Source organism: Halochromatium glycolicum (genome assembly GCF_016584085.1).
Lineage (GTDB): Bacteria > Pseudomonadota > Gammaproteobacteria > Chromatiales > Chromatiaceae > Lamprobacter > Lamprobacter glycolicus.
On record NZ_NRSJ01000003.1, the window covers coordinates 95,089 to 111,426 of the forward strand.

Consider the following 16,338-nt stretch of genomic DNA (forward strand, 5'->3'; position numbering starts at 1 on the left):
ATAGTGAATCATCACCGTTGTTTCCACTGAGCCGATCATCATGAGGTTCGTACAATGACCCCATCGCCAGGCGATGCGTCCGGTCGGCCACTACCGGTTGCGTTCGGGTTGATCGTGATCGGGGACGAGATCCTGACTGGGACGCGACAGGACCGCCATCTTGCGGCGTTCAAGGAGCGGCTCTCAGCACGCGGGCATCAGCTCGCCTGGTGCTGGATTCTGCCGGATGATCCCGAGCTGCTCACCCGTCATCTTGCGGCGTCGATGTCTGCCGATGCCCCGGTGTTCTGCTGCGGCGGTATCGGCGCGACGCCGGATGACTCCACGCGGGCCTGTGCCGCGGCCGCCGCAGAGGTCGAGCTGGTGCGCCATCAGGAAGCCGCAAGGCTGATCGAGGGCCGTTTCGGCGCGGATGCCTATCCGCAGCGCATTCGGATGGCCGATCTCCCGGACGGTTCCTCGCTGATACCAAACCCGGTCAATCAGGTCCCAGGGTTTTGCCTGCAAGGCCATTGGTTTTTGCCCGGATTTCCGCAAATGGCCTGGCCGATGGCCGAGTGGGTACTCGACACCCACTACGGTTGCGCTACGGAGCCGCTGCATGAGGAGGCACTGGTCGTGCGCGGGGTCCCAGAGAGCCGCCTGATCCCGTTGATGGAGCGGCTCGGAGCCGAATTCCCTGACCTGAAGCTGTTCAGTCTCCCGCACTTGGGGGATACCGAGCCTGAGCACCATATCCTGCTGGGGTTCCGAGGGCGCGGTGATCTCGGCCCCGCAATGGCAACTCTGCGCGCGGGTCTCGAGGCCGAGGGTGTCGAACATCGCGAGCGCTGAGATGCGCGTCGGCCGGGGCCTCAGCCGACCGAGTGGTGATACAGCGGGTGGCCGCCCTCACGATAACGGAGATAACGCTTCCGGCCCGCTGCCCGAATCGCAGGGTCGTGGTCGAGCGGCTCACAGAGCCGCTCGAAGCGGCTGAAGAACGCAGGAGGCTCGGTCTCTGGGCTCAGATTGATCAGCACCTGAGCTTCTCGGTCCGGCTGGCCGTCGCTGCTGATCAGGATCGGGGTCAGCTCGATATCCGCCTCGCCGACGAGGCCGTGTGGCAGGAAGCTGTCTTCGCGAAAGCTCCAGAGGAGACGATCGAGGTGGCGGGCCTGCTGTGGGTCCGGGCAGTGGATCAGCACCCGGGGTGATCCTGGCACGGCTGGACGCTCCTGATGCGTTGAACCCGCCTGCTGTTCGTCCTGCAGCGCCCCGCTGTGGTAGATCCGCTCGACCAGGCGACAGGTCAGGCCGAATCGGTCGTTGCGGCTGCCGTCCTTGAGCACATAGAAGTCGACGCGGGTCATTCAATCGGATGTGCCGGCGCGCTCGATCAGGAACTGGCTGAGGAGCGGCACCGGGCGCCCGGTTGCCCCCTTCTCCTTGCCGGTCAACCAGGCGGTGCCGGCGATATCGAGATGCGCCCATGAATACGCCTTGGTATAGCGTGATAGGAAGCAGGCGGCGGTGATGGCGCCGCCGTCGCGTCCGCCGATGTTCGCCATGTCGGCGAAGTTGCTGTCGAGCTGCTGCTGATAGTCATCCCAGAGCGGCATGCGCCAGACCCGGTCCGCGCTCACCTCGCCGGCCTTGGTCAGCGCCTCGGCGAGGCGGTCGTCGTTGGCAAACAGGCCCGACGGATGGCGGCCCAGCCCGACGATACAGGCCCCGGTCAGCGTTGCCATATCGACGACAGCGGCGGGCTCGAAGCGCTCCACGTAGGTCAGCGCGTCGCAGAGGATCAGCCGGCCTTCGGCGTCGGTGTTCAGGATCTCGATGGTCTGGCCGGAGAGGCTGGTGACGATATCGCCCGGCTTATTGGCGGCACCGTCCGGGAGATTCTCCGAGGCCGGCACGACCCCGATCACGTTCAGTGGCAGATCGAGCTCGGCGAGCGCGCGCAGGGTGCCGATCACACTGGCGCCGCCGCACATGTCGTACTTCATCTCATCCATCGCCTCGGATGGCTTGATCGAGATGCCGCCGGCGTCGAAGGTCAGTCCCTTGCCGACCAGCACGATGGGCTGATCGGAATCCTCGCCGCCGCGATAGTGCATCAGGATCAGCTTGGCTGGCTCCCGGCTGCCACGGCTGACCGAGAGTAATGCACCCATCCCGAGCTCGGCCATGGCTGCCTCGTCAAGGATCTCTGCCTCGAGCTTGGCAGAGGTCTCGGCGAGGCGATTGGCTTGATCGGCGAGGTAGGTCGGCGTACAGATATTGCCAGGGAGGTTACTGAGATCGCGTGCGAGCGCGACGCCAGCGGCGATCGCCAGAGCTTGAGCGCAGGCCCGCTCGGCGGTCTCGGCTTCGTGATCATCGCCGATCCAGCAGTCCAATACCGCTAACGGCTCGGCGGCCTCAGCCGCCGGCTTCTTGGTCTCGGTGTAGCGGTAGGCGCTCTGAGCGGCCGTGAGGACGCTGTATCGGACGCGCTGTTCGAGGTCCATGCCCTGCGGCTCGAGCACGCACAGGGTGCTGACCGCGCTGCCGAGCCGGGCCGCGTCGAGCCTCGCCAAGGCGCCTTTCAGGACCTTGTCGTAGGCGCTGCGATCCAGCTCCTCAGGCTTGCCGCATTGCACCAGCAGCACGCGCTGGGCCTTGAGGCCGCTGAGCCCATAGAGCATCAAGGCGTTGCCGGCCTTGCCGTCCAGGTCGCCCTGCTCGACAACCTTGGTCAGCGCGCCGCCGGCCGCGGCGTCGACCGTCTTGGCGGGCTCGGATAACTGGCGATCGCTGAACACGCCAAGGATCAGGCAGGGCGTGTCGAGCTCCGTCAGTGCGCTGCGGGTGATCTTGGATTGCATCGCGGCTCCTGGGGCAGGGGATCAAACGGACGACTGTCCTCATGGGACGGACTGATGACAGCCTCGGTTATTATCTGGGGTCCAGAGTCTACAGGAACACCTGCAACAAGCGCATCGCGGTCAGGTGTCCGTGATCTGCTTGCCCGCTAAGCTCGCTGTTTGATCCGACGCCAGGTCACGCCATTGCGCATCCTTGATCGATATCTGGCCGGTGCCGTGCTCGGAGGCACCGCCCTGACCCTTGCCGTGCTGCTGCCCTTACTTGCGGTCTTCATTCTTGCCGACGAGATCGACAAGGTGGGCGATGACGGGTATGGGTTTTCGGATGCGCTGCTCTTCGTGACACTCTCGCTGCCGCGGTACCTCTACCAGGTGTTCCCGATCGCAACCCTGATCGGCGCCTTGGCTGGCTTGGGGCAACTCGCGGCGCGCTCAGAGCTGGTTGCGATGCGAGCCGCGGGTCTGTCGATCGGCCGAATCGTGCGTGGCGCGATGCTTGGGGGGCTGGTGCTGGCAGCGCTGGCCATCGCGACCGGTGAGCTGGTCGCGCCGGTTGCGGAACAGCGCGCGCTTGCTGTGCGCGCAATGGCTGAGACCGGGGAGGCGATGCACATCAGCGGCCAGGGTCTGTGGGCGCGTGACGGCAACGCATTCATCAATGTCCGGGATTTCGAGCCGGGAGCGGTGCTTTCGGATATCCATATCTTCGAGATCGAGGATAATCGATTGCGGTTTGCGACGCGCGCCGACGAGGCGCGTTACCGTGACGGACATTGGGTGCTGACAGGGATCGAGCGCAGCCGTATCGGCGCCGATCGCGTCACGGTGGAACGGTTCGAGCGGGCGCGCTGGGATTCGTTGCTGAATCCGCGGCTGCTCGAGGTGATCGTCGTCGAGCCCCATGCGCTCCCGGTTTGGGGGCTCTATCGATATCTGCGCTATATGCGACAGACCGAGCAGGATGCCGGCGCCCATGAGGTCGCGTTCTGGGGTAAGTTGGTGCAGCCGCTGTTGATCTTGGCGATGATCTTCGTCTCGATCCCGATCCTGCTCGGTTCGGCCAGGACGACCGGGACCGGGATCAAGCTCTTTATCGGGGTGGCGATCGGTATTCTGTTCTATCTTGTCAGCCGCACTTTCACCTACCTCGCGCTGCTCTATGGGTTGAGTCCGGCGCTTGCGGCCTTTGCGCCCTTGGCGCTGTTTACGCTCGCTGCGATCGTGCTGTTGCGGCGCGTCGGCTGAGGCCCGCTTCCGCTCACTCGTCCAGTGAATACTCGCGCTCGGGGTGGCGCAGGACGCGCCCTCTTCGGGATGGGAGTGCTCGGCGCGAGGTTCTGGGCACTGTGCTTCGGTTAGCCGCTCTCGAGCGGAATGGTCTGGGCGTGATGGCCGGAGCACAACTGGAGGCCCTATCAAGGTGCTCGCCTGGCCTGTACAAGCGGCGGACGTTTCTCGCCTGGTCTGGATAAGCGGCGGACTCTTAAGGGCGTAGAGTGCATTCTGTTAGGGTTTCTTCGGGTAAACCTGATCAGAGTGAAAAGGTCAGTTTCCTGGGGCCGCCGTCCGCTTGAAATACGCACCCCGAGCTGGACGCGGTTTAAACAGTTGCAGAAGGTGCTCGCATCGGAGGGGCTTCAATGCCATTCCCCACCATCGAAGGTCAGGTCGGCAACACACCGCTCGTGCGGCTACAGAGGCTGCCGGGCACGACCAGCAATCTCATCCTCGCGAAGCTTGAGGGTAACAACCCGGCCGGGTCGGTCAAGGATCGCGCCGCGCTGAGCATGATCCAACAGGCCGAGGCGCGCGGCGCGATCCATCCGGGTGATACGCTGATCGAGGCGACTAGCGGCAATACCGGGATCGCACTGGCGATGGCCGCCGCGATCAAAGGGTATCGGATGCTCTTGATCATGCCCGAGAACATGAGCATCGAGCGGCGCCAGGCGATGGCGGCGTTCGGTGCCGAGATCCGGCTGACCCCGAAGGAACAGAGCATGGAAGGGGCGATCGACCTCGCCGGCGCGCTCGAGGCGCAAGGGGCTGGCGTGCGTCTGGATCAGTTCTCGAATCAGGACAACCCATTGGCCCACTACGAAGGAACCGGCCCCGAGATCTGGCGCGATACCGCGGGCCGGGTGACCCATTTCGTGAGCGCGATGGGCACGACCGGCACCATCATGGGCACCAGCCGCTTCCTGAAAGAGCAAGACCCGGCGGTTCAGATCATCGGCGTGCAGCCCGAGGAAGGGTCGAGCATCCCTGGTATCCGACGCTGGCCTGAGGCCTACCTACCAAAGATCTACGATGCCTCGCGGGTCGATCGCGTAATCGATGTCTCCCAGAGCGAGGCTGAGACGACGATGCGGGCGCTGGCCGCGCGGGAGGGCATCTTCGCTGGTGTCTCCTCCGGGGGGGCGGTCGCAGCGGCGCTCAAGCTCTCCGCCGAGGTTCAAGACGCAGTGATCGCCGTGATCATCTGCGACCGGGGTGATCGGTATCTCTCGACCGGGGTCTATCCGAGCGGATAGGGATCAGGGGCGTGCTTTGTAACGGCATCGGCGAGCGTGGCGCTCCCGGGCAGCGCGAGCTTATGTGCTCGCCGAGGCGATAGGCGTGCCAACAACGGCAGGCTCGCTGTGTGCGGCTTGCTGTCGATCCTGTCAGATGGCACATTGCAGCGATGACATCGAGTGTCGCCCTCTACGAAGCCCTCACCTCGACCACCGACGAGCGTGTGCGCGCCCGCTTGATCGCGGAGGCGTTCGAGCGTTTGGAAGAACGGTATCCGCAGTTGCCGGATCTGGCCACCCAGGCGCATGTCCGCGAGAGCGAGCTGCGCCTGCAGCGCGAGATCGAGCAGGTGCGGGCCAATCTCACGCACGAGATCGAGCAGGTGCGATCCGACCTGACCCGCGAAATCGAGCAGGTCCGGTTCGACCTGACCCGCGAGATCGAGCAATTGCGTGGCGAGGTGGCGCGCGACATCGAGCAGCTTCGCGGCGAGATCGCGCGGACCAAGGTAGAGCTGCTGCGCTGGTTGCTGCCGTTGATGGTCGGCCAGGTGGTCGCGATTGCGGCGTTGGTGAAACTCCTATGAAACGCAGTGGGCTGCGGGCGACGTCGCGCTGGCGATGAGCAAGAAGCGCAACCGATCCCTGCCAAGGGAGCCGATCGCCGTCGCGATCGAGTCGCTCGCGCATGACGGTCGCGGGGTCGCGCGGGTCGAGGGCAAGACGGTGTTCGTCCACGGCGCGCTGGCTGGCGAGCGCGTGCGCTGCCGGGTGACGCGGCGCCTGCGTCGCCATGATGAGGCCGTGGTCACCGAGGTGCTCGAGGCCTCGCCGCAGCGGGTCGAGCCGCGCTGCGCGCACTTCGGCGTCTGCGGCGGCTGCGCATTGCAGCATATGGACCCGGCAGCGCAGATCGATAACAAGCAGGCGATCCTGGCCGACGTGCTGCAGCGCTTGGGCGGACTGACACCGGCGCGCTGGCTGGCGCCGCTCACCGGCGCGCATTGGGGCTACCGCCGCAAGGCGCGGCTCGGGGTGCGCTGGGTTGCGAAGAAGGGTCGGGTGCTGGTTGGCTTTCGCGAGCGCGGCTCGAGCTTTATCGCCGATCTCGACCGCTGCGAGGTGCTCGCTCCGGCTGTTGGCGAGCAGCTCGAGCCGCTGGCGCGGTTGATCGAGGGGCTGAGCATCCGCGAGCGGATACCCCAGATCGAGGTCGCGCAGGGGGACGGGCCGGTCGTGCTCGTATTTCGGGTGCTCGATCCGCCAACAGCCGGCGATTGCGATCAGTTGCTGAGCTTCGCCGCTGCGACCGGCTTCCAGGTCTATCTTCAGGAGGGCGGTGTCGAGACCGTCCGACCGCTTCTGGGGCAGGCGACCGATCTCGCCTACAGCCTGCCACAGCAGGAGGTGACGATCGGCTTCGAGCCGACCGATTTCACCCAGGTCAATCTGCAACTGAACCGCAAGATGGTCACGCAGGTCCTGGACCTGCTCGATCCGCAATCGGATGACTCGGTGCTCGATCTCTTCTGCGGGGTCGGCAATTTCACGCTGCCGTTGGCTCGGCGTGCGCGCGAGGTCGTCGGTATCGAGGGCGATGCCGGGCTGGTCGCGCGTGCCGCCGCCAATGCCGCACGCAACGGCATCGAGAATGCGACCTTCTATACCGCCGATCTGTATGCCGCTGCACAGGCTGAGCAGAAGGCAGGGGCGGGGGATCGTCCTGGTGCCGCTGGGGAGAGCCAGCAGGCGGATTGGCGCGCGCGCGCGTTCGACAAGGCCTTGCTCGACCCGCCACGCAGCGGCGCTTGGGAGGTCCTGGATTGGCTGGCTGCCTCTGGAGTGCGGCGGGTGCTGTACGTCTCCTGCTATCCAGCGACCCTGGCCCGGGATGCGGCCAAGCTGGTCGGTGAGCTTGGGTTTCGTCTCGAGGCGGCGGGAGCGATGGATATGTTCCCGCACACCGCGCATCTGGAGGCGATGGCATTGTTCGAGCGTGCTTGAGGCAACGAAGGAGGTCAGCGATGGCGACCGAGATCGAGCGCAAGTTCCTCGTCAGCAGCGAGAGCTGGCGGGAGGCGGTGGAGCTTGAGGTTCCGGTGATGCAGGGCTACCTGGCCGGGACCAGCCGGCTGACCTTGCGTGCGCGGCTGCAAGGCGATCAGGGGGTGTTGACGATCAAAGGCGCGTCGCGCGGCATTAGCCGGAGCGAGTTCGAGTACCCGATCCCGGCCGAGGACGCCAAGGCGATGCTCGCCGAGCTGGCCGAGTACTCGATCGTCGAGAAGACGCGCTATCTAGTCCGGTTCGGCGCGCATCTCTGGGAGATCGATGTCTTCGCCGGCGACAACGCCGGTCTGGTGCTCGCCGAGATCGAGCTCAGCGCCGAGGATGAGGACTTCGAGCGGCCGGCCTGGCTGGGCCCTGAGGTCAGCGATGATCCGCGCTACTACAACGCCAATCTGGCGCGCCATCCCTATAAGGAATGGGGTCGCTGAACATCAAGGTCCTGAGATCGCGGCCACTGGGCTGCCCGATTTCGGTCTTGAGGGTGAGAGCACCCTCATCGCCCGGGGATGCCTCAATCCGGACGTTGGCCCAGGCAGTCTCGGCGCCTACTGCCGCTATCCGCCAAGAAACGGCAGTTGAGAGGCCGTCAGGGGATGTTCCGCGTGCCTGATCGCAAACAGGCCAATTGAGAAGCCCTAACAGAATGCCCTCTCCGGCCTGAAAACTCGGCCTCTTGTGCAGACTACACTGCGTCCAGTTTGGGATGTGCCATTTTGACCGCGCCTGCTGCGGAACAATGACGCTTCTGTCTCTGGACGCGGTTGAGGCGAGCACTTTGATAAGGTCGATAAGGCATAGCGAGGCGGAACAGCCGCTCCATTCCAACACGTTGCAACGCCGTGCGGCGTCGCGCGGGGCGTGCCCTGGGGGTGTGGCGGCCTGCACCAGAAGGGGGCTTGGGGTTCGCTCAGCAGTCAAATTCACCCAAACGGTTGTGCCGAGGGAGAAGCCGTCAACCAACGCCTCGAGGATCATGCTCGCTGCGCTGGCGTTGCTGGCGGGGTTGGGCCTGATCGCGTGCGATGCTGGCCGCGATGATCGTGCCATCGTGCTCGCAGTGGTCCAAGCGCCGGCGAACCTCGACCCTCGATTGGCGACCGATGCGACCTCGGAGCGGGTCAATCGTCTGCTCTATGCGCGCCTCGTCGAGCTGGACGAGGCCGGGCGGCCGGCGCCGGGCATTGCGCGTTGGCAGCGCCTGTCGCCGCGTCATTACCGCTTCGAGCTCAGCGCCGAGCGGAAACGGTTCACTGATGATCAGCCGCTGACGGCGCAGGACGTCGCGGCCACCTATCGCTCCATCCTCGACGACGGGATCGCCTCGCCGCATCGCGCGACGCTGGCGCTGATCGAGCGCATCGAGGTGCTCGACGCGCGGCGCATCGCATTCCACCTGAGCCGGGCAGACCCGCTGTTCCCCGCCTATCTCAGTGTCGGGATCGTTCCAGCCCGCTTGATCGCCGCGGGCCATCCGTTGCAGCGATCGCCTGTCGGCAGTGGTCCGTTCCGCGTCCGCGATTGGCCGCGGCCCGGGCGGCTTGTGCTCGAGCGTCGCAGTGACCAGCAACGGGTGACCCTGGTACGCGTCAAGGACCCGAATGTGCGGGTGATGAAGCTGTTGCGGGGCGAGGTCGACCTGCTGCAGAACGATCTGCCGCCGGAGTTGGTTGGGCTGCTGCGCCAACGCGACGCGGTGCGGGTGATCGAGGCGCCAGGGGTCAACTTCTCCTATCTCGGCTTCAATCTGGCCGATCCGGTCACGGGCGACCTGCGCGTGCGCCGCGCCATTGCGCATGCGATCGACCGCCGCGCGATCCTGCGTTGGCTGTTCAACGATCAAGGCCGGCTTGCCGAAGCCCTGCTGCCGCCGGAGCACTGGGCTGGTGCAATCGACCTACAACCCTATGCGCATGACCCGCGGCAGGCGCGCCAACTGTTGAGGGAGGCAGGCTTCGCGGCCGAGCAACCGCTGCGGCTCTCATACAAGACCTCGAGCGATCCGTTCCGGCTGCGCCTGGCCAGCGTGCTGCAAGCGCAGTTGGCCGAGGTGGGTATCGATCTCGCGATCCAAAGCTACGACTGGGGCACCTTCTTCGGCGACATCAAGGCCGGCCGGTTCCAACTCTATGGGCTGACCTGGGTCGGGGTGCGGCTGCCGGATATCTTCCGCTACGCCTTCCATAGCGCATCACTGCCGCCAAACGGAGCCAATCGCGGCCGCTACCTGAATCCGTTGGCGGATCGGCTCATCGAGGCGGCGCGCCGGGAGGGCGAGCTCGCCGACCAGGTACAGCACTACCGCCAGCTGCAGGCGCTGTTGCATGTCGAGCTGCCCTATGTGCCGCTCTGGTACGAAGACCAGATCGCTGTGATGCGGGCTGATCTGGCAGGGTATCGGTTGGCGTCTGATGGCAACTATGACGGGCTGCTCAGCGTTGAACGTCTCGCGGAGCGCCGAGCGCCATGATGGGTTCGAGAACCGCTTGACGGGTTGCTCTCCTGGTCTAAAATCATGTCGAACAAAAGGTTAGAAAAAACTTATCGGGTAAAGTATCAATGTCTTATTTCGGTGCGTGGGGGCAATGTTGGCATCAGGTGCGGGGGCCCTGGGTTGGCTTGATGGCGACGATACTGATGGCCGGGCTCATGGCCGGTTGTTCGAGCCAGCCAGAACGCAGCCTCGAGGTTGCGGGTGACAGATTTGATCTCAGCGGGCTCGAGCCGCAGCGAGCCGATGTCGTCGAGGCGGCGCTCAAGCAGATGGGGACGCCATATGTGTACGGGGGAACGACACCCTATCGCGCGCTCGACTGCAGCGGCTTGATGCAGGTCGCGCACCAGGCTGCCGGGATGGCGATCCCTCGCGTCTCAATCGATCAGCGGAACGCAGCCCGCCCTCTGCGTGGGCATCCCGAGCCCGGTGACCTCGTCTTCTTCAAGACCGGTCCCAGTCAGTATCACGTCGGCTTGATGGTGGACGGAAAACGCTTCGTGCACGCCTCGACCTCGAAGCGCCGCGTGCGGCTCGCGCGGCTTTCGAACCCCTACTGGCGTCAGCGCTTCCTGGGTGCTGGTAGTTATCTGTAAGGCTGGACCCGATTGAAGTGGTGCCCGATTGGAGTGGTACTTGAGTGCTGTGCAGATCGAACACCCCATGGATCAGCTGAGATCTCGTCGCGGCCTGACTGTCACCCGAGGGTGCATCGCTGAGGCGGCACCTGCGACGACGCCCGAGGATTCGTCATGGCCTGTTGCCGTAAAGGGGTTGGAACGGCGGTGGGGCCGGGCTGTCTATGGGCTGCAGAGAGGGCAAGCGCTTGATCTGTTCAAAGGCCGGCACGAGGGCGTGGACGCTGCCGGCCATGGCGCTCGCCTTTTCAAGGCCGATCGTGCAAAATGCCCGACGGTCCGGGCCTGTGTGGTGACACCGGGCCATACGAGCAATCTCAGTCCACGCTCTGAAGGAGACGTCAGAATGTCCGATAAGCCAATGAATAAGAGCCGTCGTGACGCCGTCAAGATGATGCTTGGCGGTCTTGCCTCGGTGCCGCTGGTCAACCTGGTCGGTATTGCCGCTGCGCAGGCTCAGGACCTGCCGCACGTCGATCCGGAGACCGATCCGACCGCGCAGGCGCTGAAGTATCATCACGAGGCGACCGAAGCCGATCGTGCTGCTGCCAATCGTCCCGGCAAGCCCCCGGAAGAGCAGTTCTGCAACAACTGCCAGTTCGTGCTGGCCGACTCCGGTGAGTGGCGTCCCTGCAGCCTGTTCCCCGGCAAGGCCGTGCACGAGACAGGTTGGTGCGCGTCCTGGACCTTGAAGGCCGCCGGCTGATCCGGCACCGTGCCGCGCAGCGCCTAGGCTGCGCAGCGGGGCGCTGACGCGCCCCGCCCACGATCCCTCCTCATCCGATTGCCATTCACATCTCTGCCTCGCGATCCTGCTGCGATGCAGCAGCCCGACCGGAGCGCCCGGATGACCAGGGCACGCAGCTGCCCGCCGAGCCCAAGTACGCTCCCAACCCAACTGATACGAAACGGTTTGACGCGAAGGCGCGACCGTCGTCGATCGCGTGCGCTTGAGAGTGCGCGTCCGAAAGTCTAACCTGTTTCCGACTGCGTTCCCGTTGTACTAGCGAGGGCCGGGACGTATCTGCCATCCATCGCCCTCTGTCGGTTCTGGTCTTCCATGAGTATCGCGCTTCTCCCGGTGACCCGCCAGCTGTTGATGCGGGCAATCCTCTGGGCATTGATCGGGGCAATCTATGCGCCAGTGTTCGTGGTGCTGGAAGGGCTTCTGGCGCCGTTTCTCGTCGATTTCGCGTTGGCCGCCGCGGCGGCCGGTGCCGGCGTTATCGGCGCAGCCTACTACAGCGCCCGACAAGCCGCGCTTGCAGCGAGTGTGGTCGGCGTCATGGCGACCTTGTTCGTGCTGATGACCTTCTATGATGAAGCGACCTTCATCCATGTTGCGCTGCTCTGCGGCGCGCTGGGCATGTTGACGGGCCTGGCCTTCAAATTTCCGAGCCGCTGTACTGAGAATGTCGTCGGTAAGTCACTGGTCGGCGGTCTTAGCGGCTTGGTTTCTGGCGGCATCCTGACCGCACTCGTGCTGGGTGGGCTCGAGCTGTCCCCATTGATTGCGGTCGCCTTCCTGGTCTCGGTCAACGGTGTCATCTATGTCGCGTCGGTCCGTCACGTCGTCGGCATGACCGGGCTGTTACCAAGGCGTTGGTGTCCGCTCGCCGAAGGCGTGGTGATCGGCGCCGTGGCGATCTTCTTTGGCGGCTGTGTCTGGGCGTTCACCAGCACGCTTTCCGGGTATGACCGACAGGATCTCTTTCTTCACGTCATCGAAAGCACCGCCACGGTGATGCCGCTGGCCGTCGCGTGCGGTGTGAGCTCGGGCGTTGTCACGGGCGTGCTGTTGGAGCTCTTCGATTTCGATTGGGTCGATGATCTCTAAGACGATGAGCGCGTTGAACGCGAGTCCCTTCGGGGAGCGGGCCTGATCACGGATGGCAGCGCGTAAGCGTGATCGCCGCTGGATGGATCGGCACCTCAATGATCCCTATGTGCAGCGCGCTCAGCGTGATGGCTATCGATCAAGGGCGGCGTACAAGCTGATCGAGCTGGATCAGCGCGATCGGTTCTTGAGGCCTGGTCAGGCCGTCGTCGATCTCGGCGCAGCGCCCGGGGGTTGGGCCCAGGTGGCCGCTCAACGGGTTGGTCCTGGTGGCCTGGTCGTGGCGATCGACCTGCTCGAGATGGAGCCGATCGATCGAGTCGAGATCCTGCGTGGCGATTTCCGTGAGGACGCCGACCTTGATCGGCTATCGGCGCTGCTGCTTGAGAGGACGGGTGGCGCGAACGCGGATCTTGTGCTTTCCGATATGGCCCCAAACGTTTCAGGCATGGCAGCGGTAGATCAGCCAAGGATGATGTATCTGGTTGAGCTGACCGTGGATTTTGCCGTTCGGTTTGCGAAACCCGGTAGCGCTTTGGTAGTCAAAGCGTTTCAGGGCGAAGGGTTCGATGCGGTACTGACTGACCTGCGTGGTCAATACAAGCAGGTCAGCATACGCAAGCCAGCGGCCTCCCGGGCAGCAAGCCGCGAGGTTTACCTGGTAGCGAAAGGACGCCAAGTCCGGTAACGTCCCGACTTATCATCAATGTTGGCGTTGAATCGAGCCTGCAGTCGGCTCGGTCAACGCGGTTTTGCAAGAGGCCGATGCCGTGAGCGACATGGCGAAAAATCTGATCCTGTGGGTGGTCATCGCGATCGTACTGATGTCCGTGTTCAATAACTTCACGGCGACACAGTCAAGCCCGCAAACCCTGACCTACTCGGACTTCATCGAACAGGTCCAACAGGGGCAGGTGAAAGAGGTGACGGTGCAGGGTCGCACCATCGATGGCGTGACCCAAGCCGGGCAGCGATTCACCACCTACAGCCCGGGTGACGAAGGGATGGTGGGTGACCTACTCAACAATAATGTCGAGATCAAGGCCGCACCGCCCGAGAAGCCCTCGGTGCTGATGCAGATCCTGATCAACTGGTTCCCGTTGTTCATCCTGATTGGCCTCTGGATCTTCTTCATGCGCCAGATGCAGGGTGGCGCCGGCGGCCGTGGTGCGATGTCGTTTGGCAAGAGCAAGGCGCGGATGCTGAGCGAAGATCAGGTCAAGGTGACCTTTGCCGATATGGCGGGCGCCGAGGAGGCGAAGGACGAGGTCGTCGAGGTGGTCGACTTCCTCAAGGACCCGTCTAAGTTCCAGAAGCTCGGCGGGAAGATCCCGAAGGGCGTGCTCATGGTCGGTCCACCCGGAACCGGTAAGACCCTGCTCGCCCGCGGTATCGCCGGTGAGGCCAAGGTGCCCTTCTTCACGATCTCCGGCTCGGACTTCGTCGAGATGTTCGTCGGCGTGGGCGCCTCGCGTGTCCGTGACATGTTCGAACAGGCGAAGAAGCATGCGCCCTGCATTATCTTCATCGATGAGATCGATGCCGTCGGTCGTCATCGCGGCGCCGGCCTCGGCGGTGGACATGATGAGCGTGAGCAGACCCTGAACCAGCTTCTGGTCGAGATGGACGGCTTCGAGGGCAACGAGGGCGTGATCGTGATCGCCGCGACCAACCGCCCCGACGTGCTCGATCCTGCCTTGCTGCGGCCGGGGCGCTTCGACCGTCAGGTCGTCGTGCCGCTGCCTGACGTGCGCGGCCGCGAGCAGGTGCTGAAGGTGCATATGCGTAAGGTGCCGACCGCCGAAGACGTGGTGCCATCGGTGATCGCCCGCGGCACACCCGGATTCTCCGGTGCCGATCTGGCCAACCTGGTCAACGAGGCGGCCCTGTTCGCGGCGCGCGCCAACAAGCGCCTGGTCGATATGGAGGACCTCGAGAAGGCCAAGGACAAGATCATGATGGGCACTGAGCGGCGCTCGATGGTGATGTCCGAGGACGAAAAGAAGCTGACGGCCTATCACGAATCCGGCCATGCGATCGTCGGTCGGTTGGTGCCGCAGCACGATCCGGTGCACAAGGTCAGTATCATTCCGCGCGGTCGCGCGCTCGGCGTGACCCTGTTTCTGCCCGAGGATGATCGATTCAGCTACAGTAAGCAGCGTCTGGAGAGCCAGATCTCGAGTCTGTTCGGCGGTCGGATCGCCGAGGAGTTGATCTTCGGCGCCGACATGGTGACCACTGGAGCATCCAATGATATCCAGCGCGCAACCGATATTGCGCACAACATGGTTACCAAGTGGGGGCTCTCCGACAAGCTGGGTCCGCTCACCTACAGCGAGGACGAGCAGGAGGTCTTCCTCGGCCACTCGGTGACGCAGCACAAGTCGGTCTCGGACGAGACGACCCATCTGATCGATAAGGAGGTGCGCAGCGTCATCGACCGCAACTATGAGCGTGCGAAGACGATCCTGACCGAGTACATGGATCAGCTGCACGCGATGGCAGCGGCCCTGATGAAGTACGAGACCATCGACCTCGAGCAGATCAACGACATCATGGAGGGTCGTGATCCCCGTCCGCCGAAGGATTGGAGCAACGATGAGCCGAAGCGGCCGGGCGGTAGCGCCGATGCGCCGGTGACGCCCTCGAGCGATGGGCGGCCGGCGTCCGGTCCGATCGGCGGTCCAGCCGGCGAGCACTAAAGCGGCTCGCCTGCTGCCCCCGGCAGGCCGAGAGGCAGGGGCCTCTCGGCCTGCTTTCGAGCGGTGGCCGTCGGGTATCCGAGTATCAACGGATTGGTTATCGTCACTCGCCCTGGTTTCCGGACAAGCTGAGCCCATCGGTGCTGACTCATCCGGTGCTTTCTGTCCGGCGATCAGGCGGAATGGCTATGACGCTCATGGGTTGCGTATCGGCGCGGAGTGTGGCTCACGCCGCTCATTCGCTCGGTTCGGATGGGGTAAGGCGAGTGGGATAATCTCGCAGACCGCCAGCACGGAGATCCGGTTCTGACTTCTGGGATACAGCTCCAATGCGGTACGAGGTCGCTTGACCTCTCCCAACCGCAGATCATGGGCATTCTCAATATCACCCCCGATTCGTTCTCGGACGGGGGTGATTTTTTGGGTCTTGATGCCGCACTCGAGCAGGCCGAGCGGATGGTCGCTGCGGGCGCATCGATCATCGATGTCGGGGGCGAGTCGACGCGCCCCGGCGCTGCCCCTGTCGCGGAGGCGGTCGAGATCGATCGGGTCGTGCCTGTGATCGAGGCCCTCGCGGCGGGTATCGATGCCGCGATCTCGGTTGATACCTCCAAGGCTGGGGTCATGCAAGCGGCAGCAGCGGCCGGCGCTGGGATGATCAATGACGTCTTTGCGCTGCAGGCGCCGCAGGCGCTCGAGGCCGCTCGGCAGACCGGCCTGCCGGTCTGTCTGATGCACATGCAGGGCCAGCCCCGCACGATGCAGCAGGCGCCGCGCTATGCCGATGTTCTCACCGAGGTCGAGGCATTCCTTCGTGGGCGTCTCGAGGCCTGCGAACAGGCCGGTCTCCCCGAAGAGAGGCTACTCATCGATCCGGGCTTTGGCTTCGGCAAGACACTCGAGCATAATCTGCAGCTGCTGGCGCGCCTTGACGCATTCAGCGTGCTGAAGCGTCCGCTGCTCGTTGGGCTGTCGCGCAAATCGATGCTCGGGGCCTTGACGGGCCGAGCGGTGCGCGAGCGGGTCACCGCCGGGGTTGCTGCGGCAGTGCTCGCAATCGAGCGCGGTGCGGCGATCATCCGCACGCATGATGTCGCTGAGACACGCGATGCGATCCGCGTCATGACGGCGCTGAGAGCGGTGCAGGATGGGGGTGCGCTTGCGTAGCGGGCAGATGCTTGATCTGGAGCACGGGCTGCCCGGATGGCATGACGGGATAGGACCAGGGTGAG

General features: G+C 64.3%; 15 protein-coding genes. 13 read left to right on the forward strand and 2 right to left on the reverse strand.

Translation table 11 applies throughout. From position 1 onward, the window contains the following. Nucleotides 1–54 precede the first annotated feature (54 nt). Entirely contained in the window at nt 55–834 is a 780-nt protein-coding gene (locus CKO40_RS02700) for a competence/damage-inducible protein A (RefSeq protein ID WP_200344491.1), read from the forward strand. Between the two features lie 20 nt (nt 835–854). Here CKO40_RS02700 and CKO40_RS02705 read toward each other — a convergent pair whose 3' ends face one another. Together CKO40_RS02705 and CKO40_RS02710 are read right to left on the reverse strand one after the other, a co-directional pair. Then, the gene (locus CKO40_RS02705; RefSeq protein WP_200344492.1) at nt 855–1,352 is read right to left on the reverse strand and encodes a DNA polymerase III subunit chi; all 498 of its coding nucleotides are present in this window, start codon (nt 1,350–1,352) and stop codon (nt 855–857) included. Next, nucleotides 1,353–2,852: a leucyl aminopeptidase gene (locus tag CKO40_RS02710; RefSeq protein ID WP_200344493.1), complete on the reverse strand. Its 1,500-nt coding sequence runs from the start codon at nt 2,850–2,852 to the stop codon at nt 1,353–1,355. A gap of 159 nt (nt 2,853–3,011) precedes the next feature. On the opposite strand from CKO40_RS02710, the gene lptG reads away from it, so the two are divergent. From lptG to folP, 12 genes are all read left to right on the forward strand, one after another. After that, nucleotides 3,012–4,097, forward strand: coding sequence for an LPS export ABC transporter permease LptG (gene lptG, locus CKO40_RS02715; RefSeq protein ID WP_242476749.1), 1,086 nt, complete (start codon nt 3,012–3,014; stop codon nt 4,095–4,097). Nucleotides 4,098–4,492: 395 nt separating this feature from the next. Further along, the gene (cysM, locus tag CKO40_RS02720) at nt 4,493–5,386 is read left to right on the forward strand and encodes a cysteine synthase CysM (RefSeq protein ID WP_200344495.1); all 894 of its coding nucleotides are present in this window, start codon (nt 4,493–4,495) and stop codon (nt 5,384–5,386) included. Between the two features lie 152 nt (nt 5,387–5,538). Next, entirely contained in the window at nt 5,539–5,955 is a 417-nt protein-coding gene (locus CKO40_RS02725; RefSeq protein WP_200344497.1) for a CCDC90 family protein, read from the forward strand. 34 nt (nt 5,956–5,989) lie between these two features. Then, nucleotides 5,990–7,372 (forward strand): 23S rRNA (uracil(1939)-C(5))-methyltransferase RlmD, encoded by a 1,383-nt coding sequence (gene rlmD, locus CKO40_RS02730; RefSeq protein WP_200344499.1) that lies wholly within the window; start codon nt 5,990–5,992, stop codon nt 7,370–7,372. Between the two features lie 20 nt (nt 7,373–7,392). Further along, entirely contained in the window at nt 7,393–7,866 is a 474-nt protein-coding gene (locus tag CKO40_RS02735) for a CYTH domain-containing protein (RefSeq protein ID WP_200344501.1), read from the forward strand. Between the two features lie 545 nt (nt 7,867–8,411). After that, the gene (locus tag CKO40_RS02740) at nt 8,412–9,905 is read left to right on the forward strand and encodes an ABC transporter substrate-binding protein (protein ID WP_242476750.1); all 1,494 of its coding nucleotides are present in this window, start codon (nt 8,412–8,414) and stop codon (nt 9,903–9,905) included. Between the two features lie 152 nt (nt 9,906–10,057). Further along, complete coding sequence (locus CKO40_RS02745; RefSeq protein WP_242476751.1) at nt 10,058–10,525, forward strand: C40 family peptidase; 468 nt, start codon at nt 10,058–10,060, stop codon at nt 10,523–10,525. A 49-nt stretch (nt 10,526–10,574) separates the two neighbouring features. Continuing rightward, complete coding sequence (locus CKO40_RS25075; protein ID WP_338074108.1) at nt 10,575–11,273, forward strand: high-potential iron-sulfur protein; 699 nt, start codon at nt 10,575–10,577, stop codon at nt 11,271–11,273. Between the two features lie 354 nt (nt 11,274–11,627). Further along, nucleotides 11,628–12,404 carry a hypothetical protein gene (locus CKO40_RS02755; protein ID WP_200344505.1) on the forward strand — a complete coding sequence of 259 codons (777 nt, stop codon included), beginning with the start codon at nt 11,628–11,630 and terminating at the stop codon, nt 12,402–12,404. 52 nt (nt 12,405–12,456) lie between these two features. Beyond that, the gene (locus CKO40_RS02760) at nt 12,457–13,092 is read left to right on the forward strand and encodes an RlmE family RNA methyltransferase (RefSeq protein ID WP_200344507.1); all 636 of its coding nucleotides are present in this window, start codon (nt 12,457–12,459) and stop codon (nt 13,090–13,092) included. Between the two features lie 91 nt (nt 13,093–13,183). Next, on the forward strand, nt 13,184–15,106 hold the full coding sequence (ftsH, locus tag CKO40_RS02765; RefSeq protein ID WP_200344509.1) for an ATP-dependent zinc metalloprotease FtsH: 1,923 nt from the start codon (nt 13,184–13,186) through the stop codon (nt 15,104–15,106). 369 nt (nt 15,107–15,475) lie between these two features. Further along, entirely contained in the window at nt 15,476–16,273 is a 798-nt protein-coding gene (gene folP, locus CKO40_RS02770) for a dihydropteroate synthase (protein WP_200344511.1), read from the forward strand. The last annotated feature ends 65 nt before the right edge of the window (nt 16,274–16,338 follow it).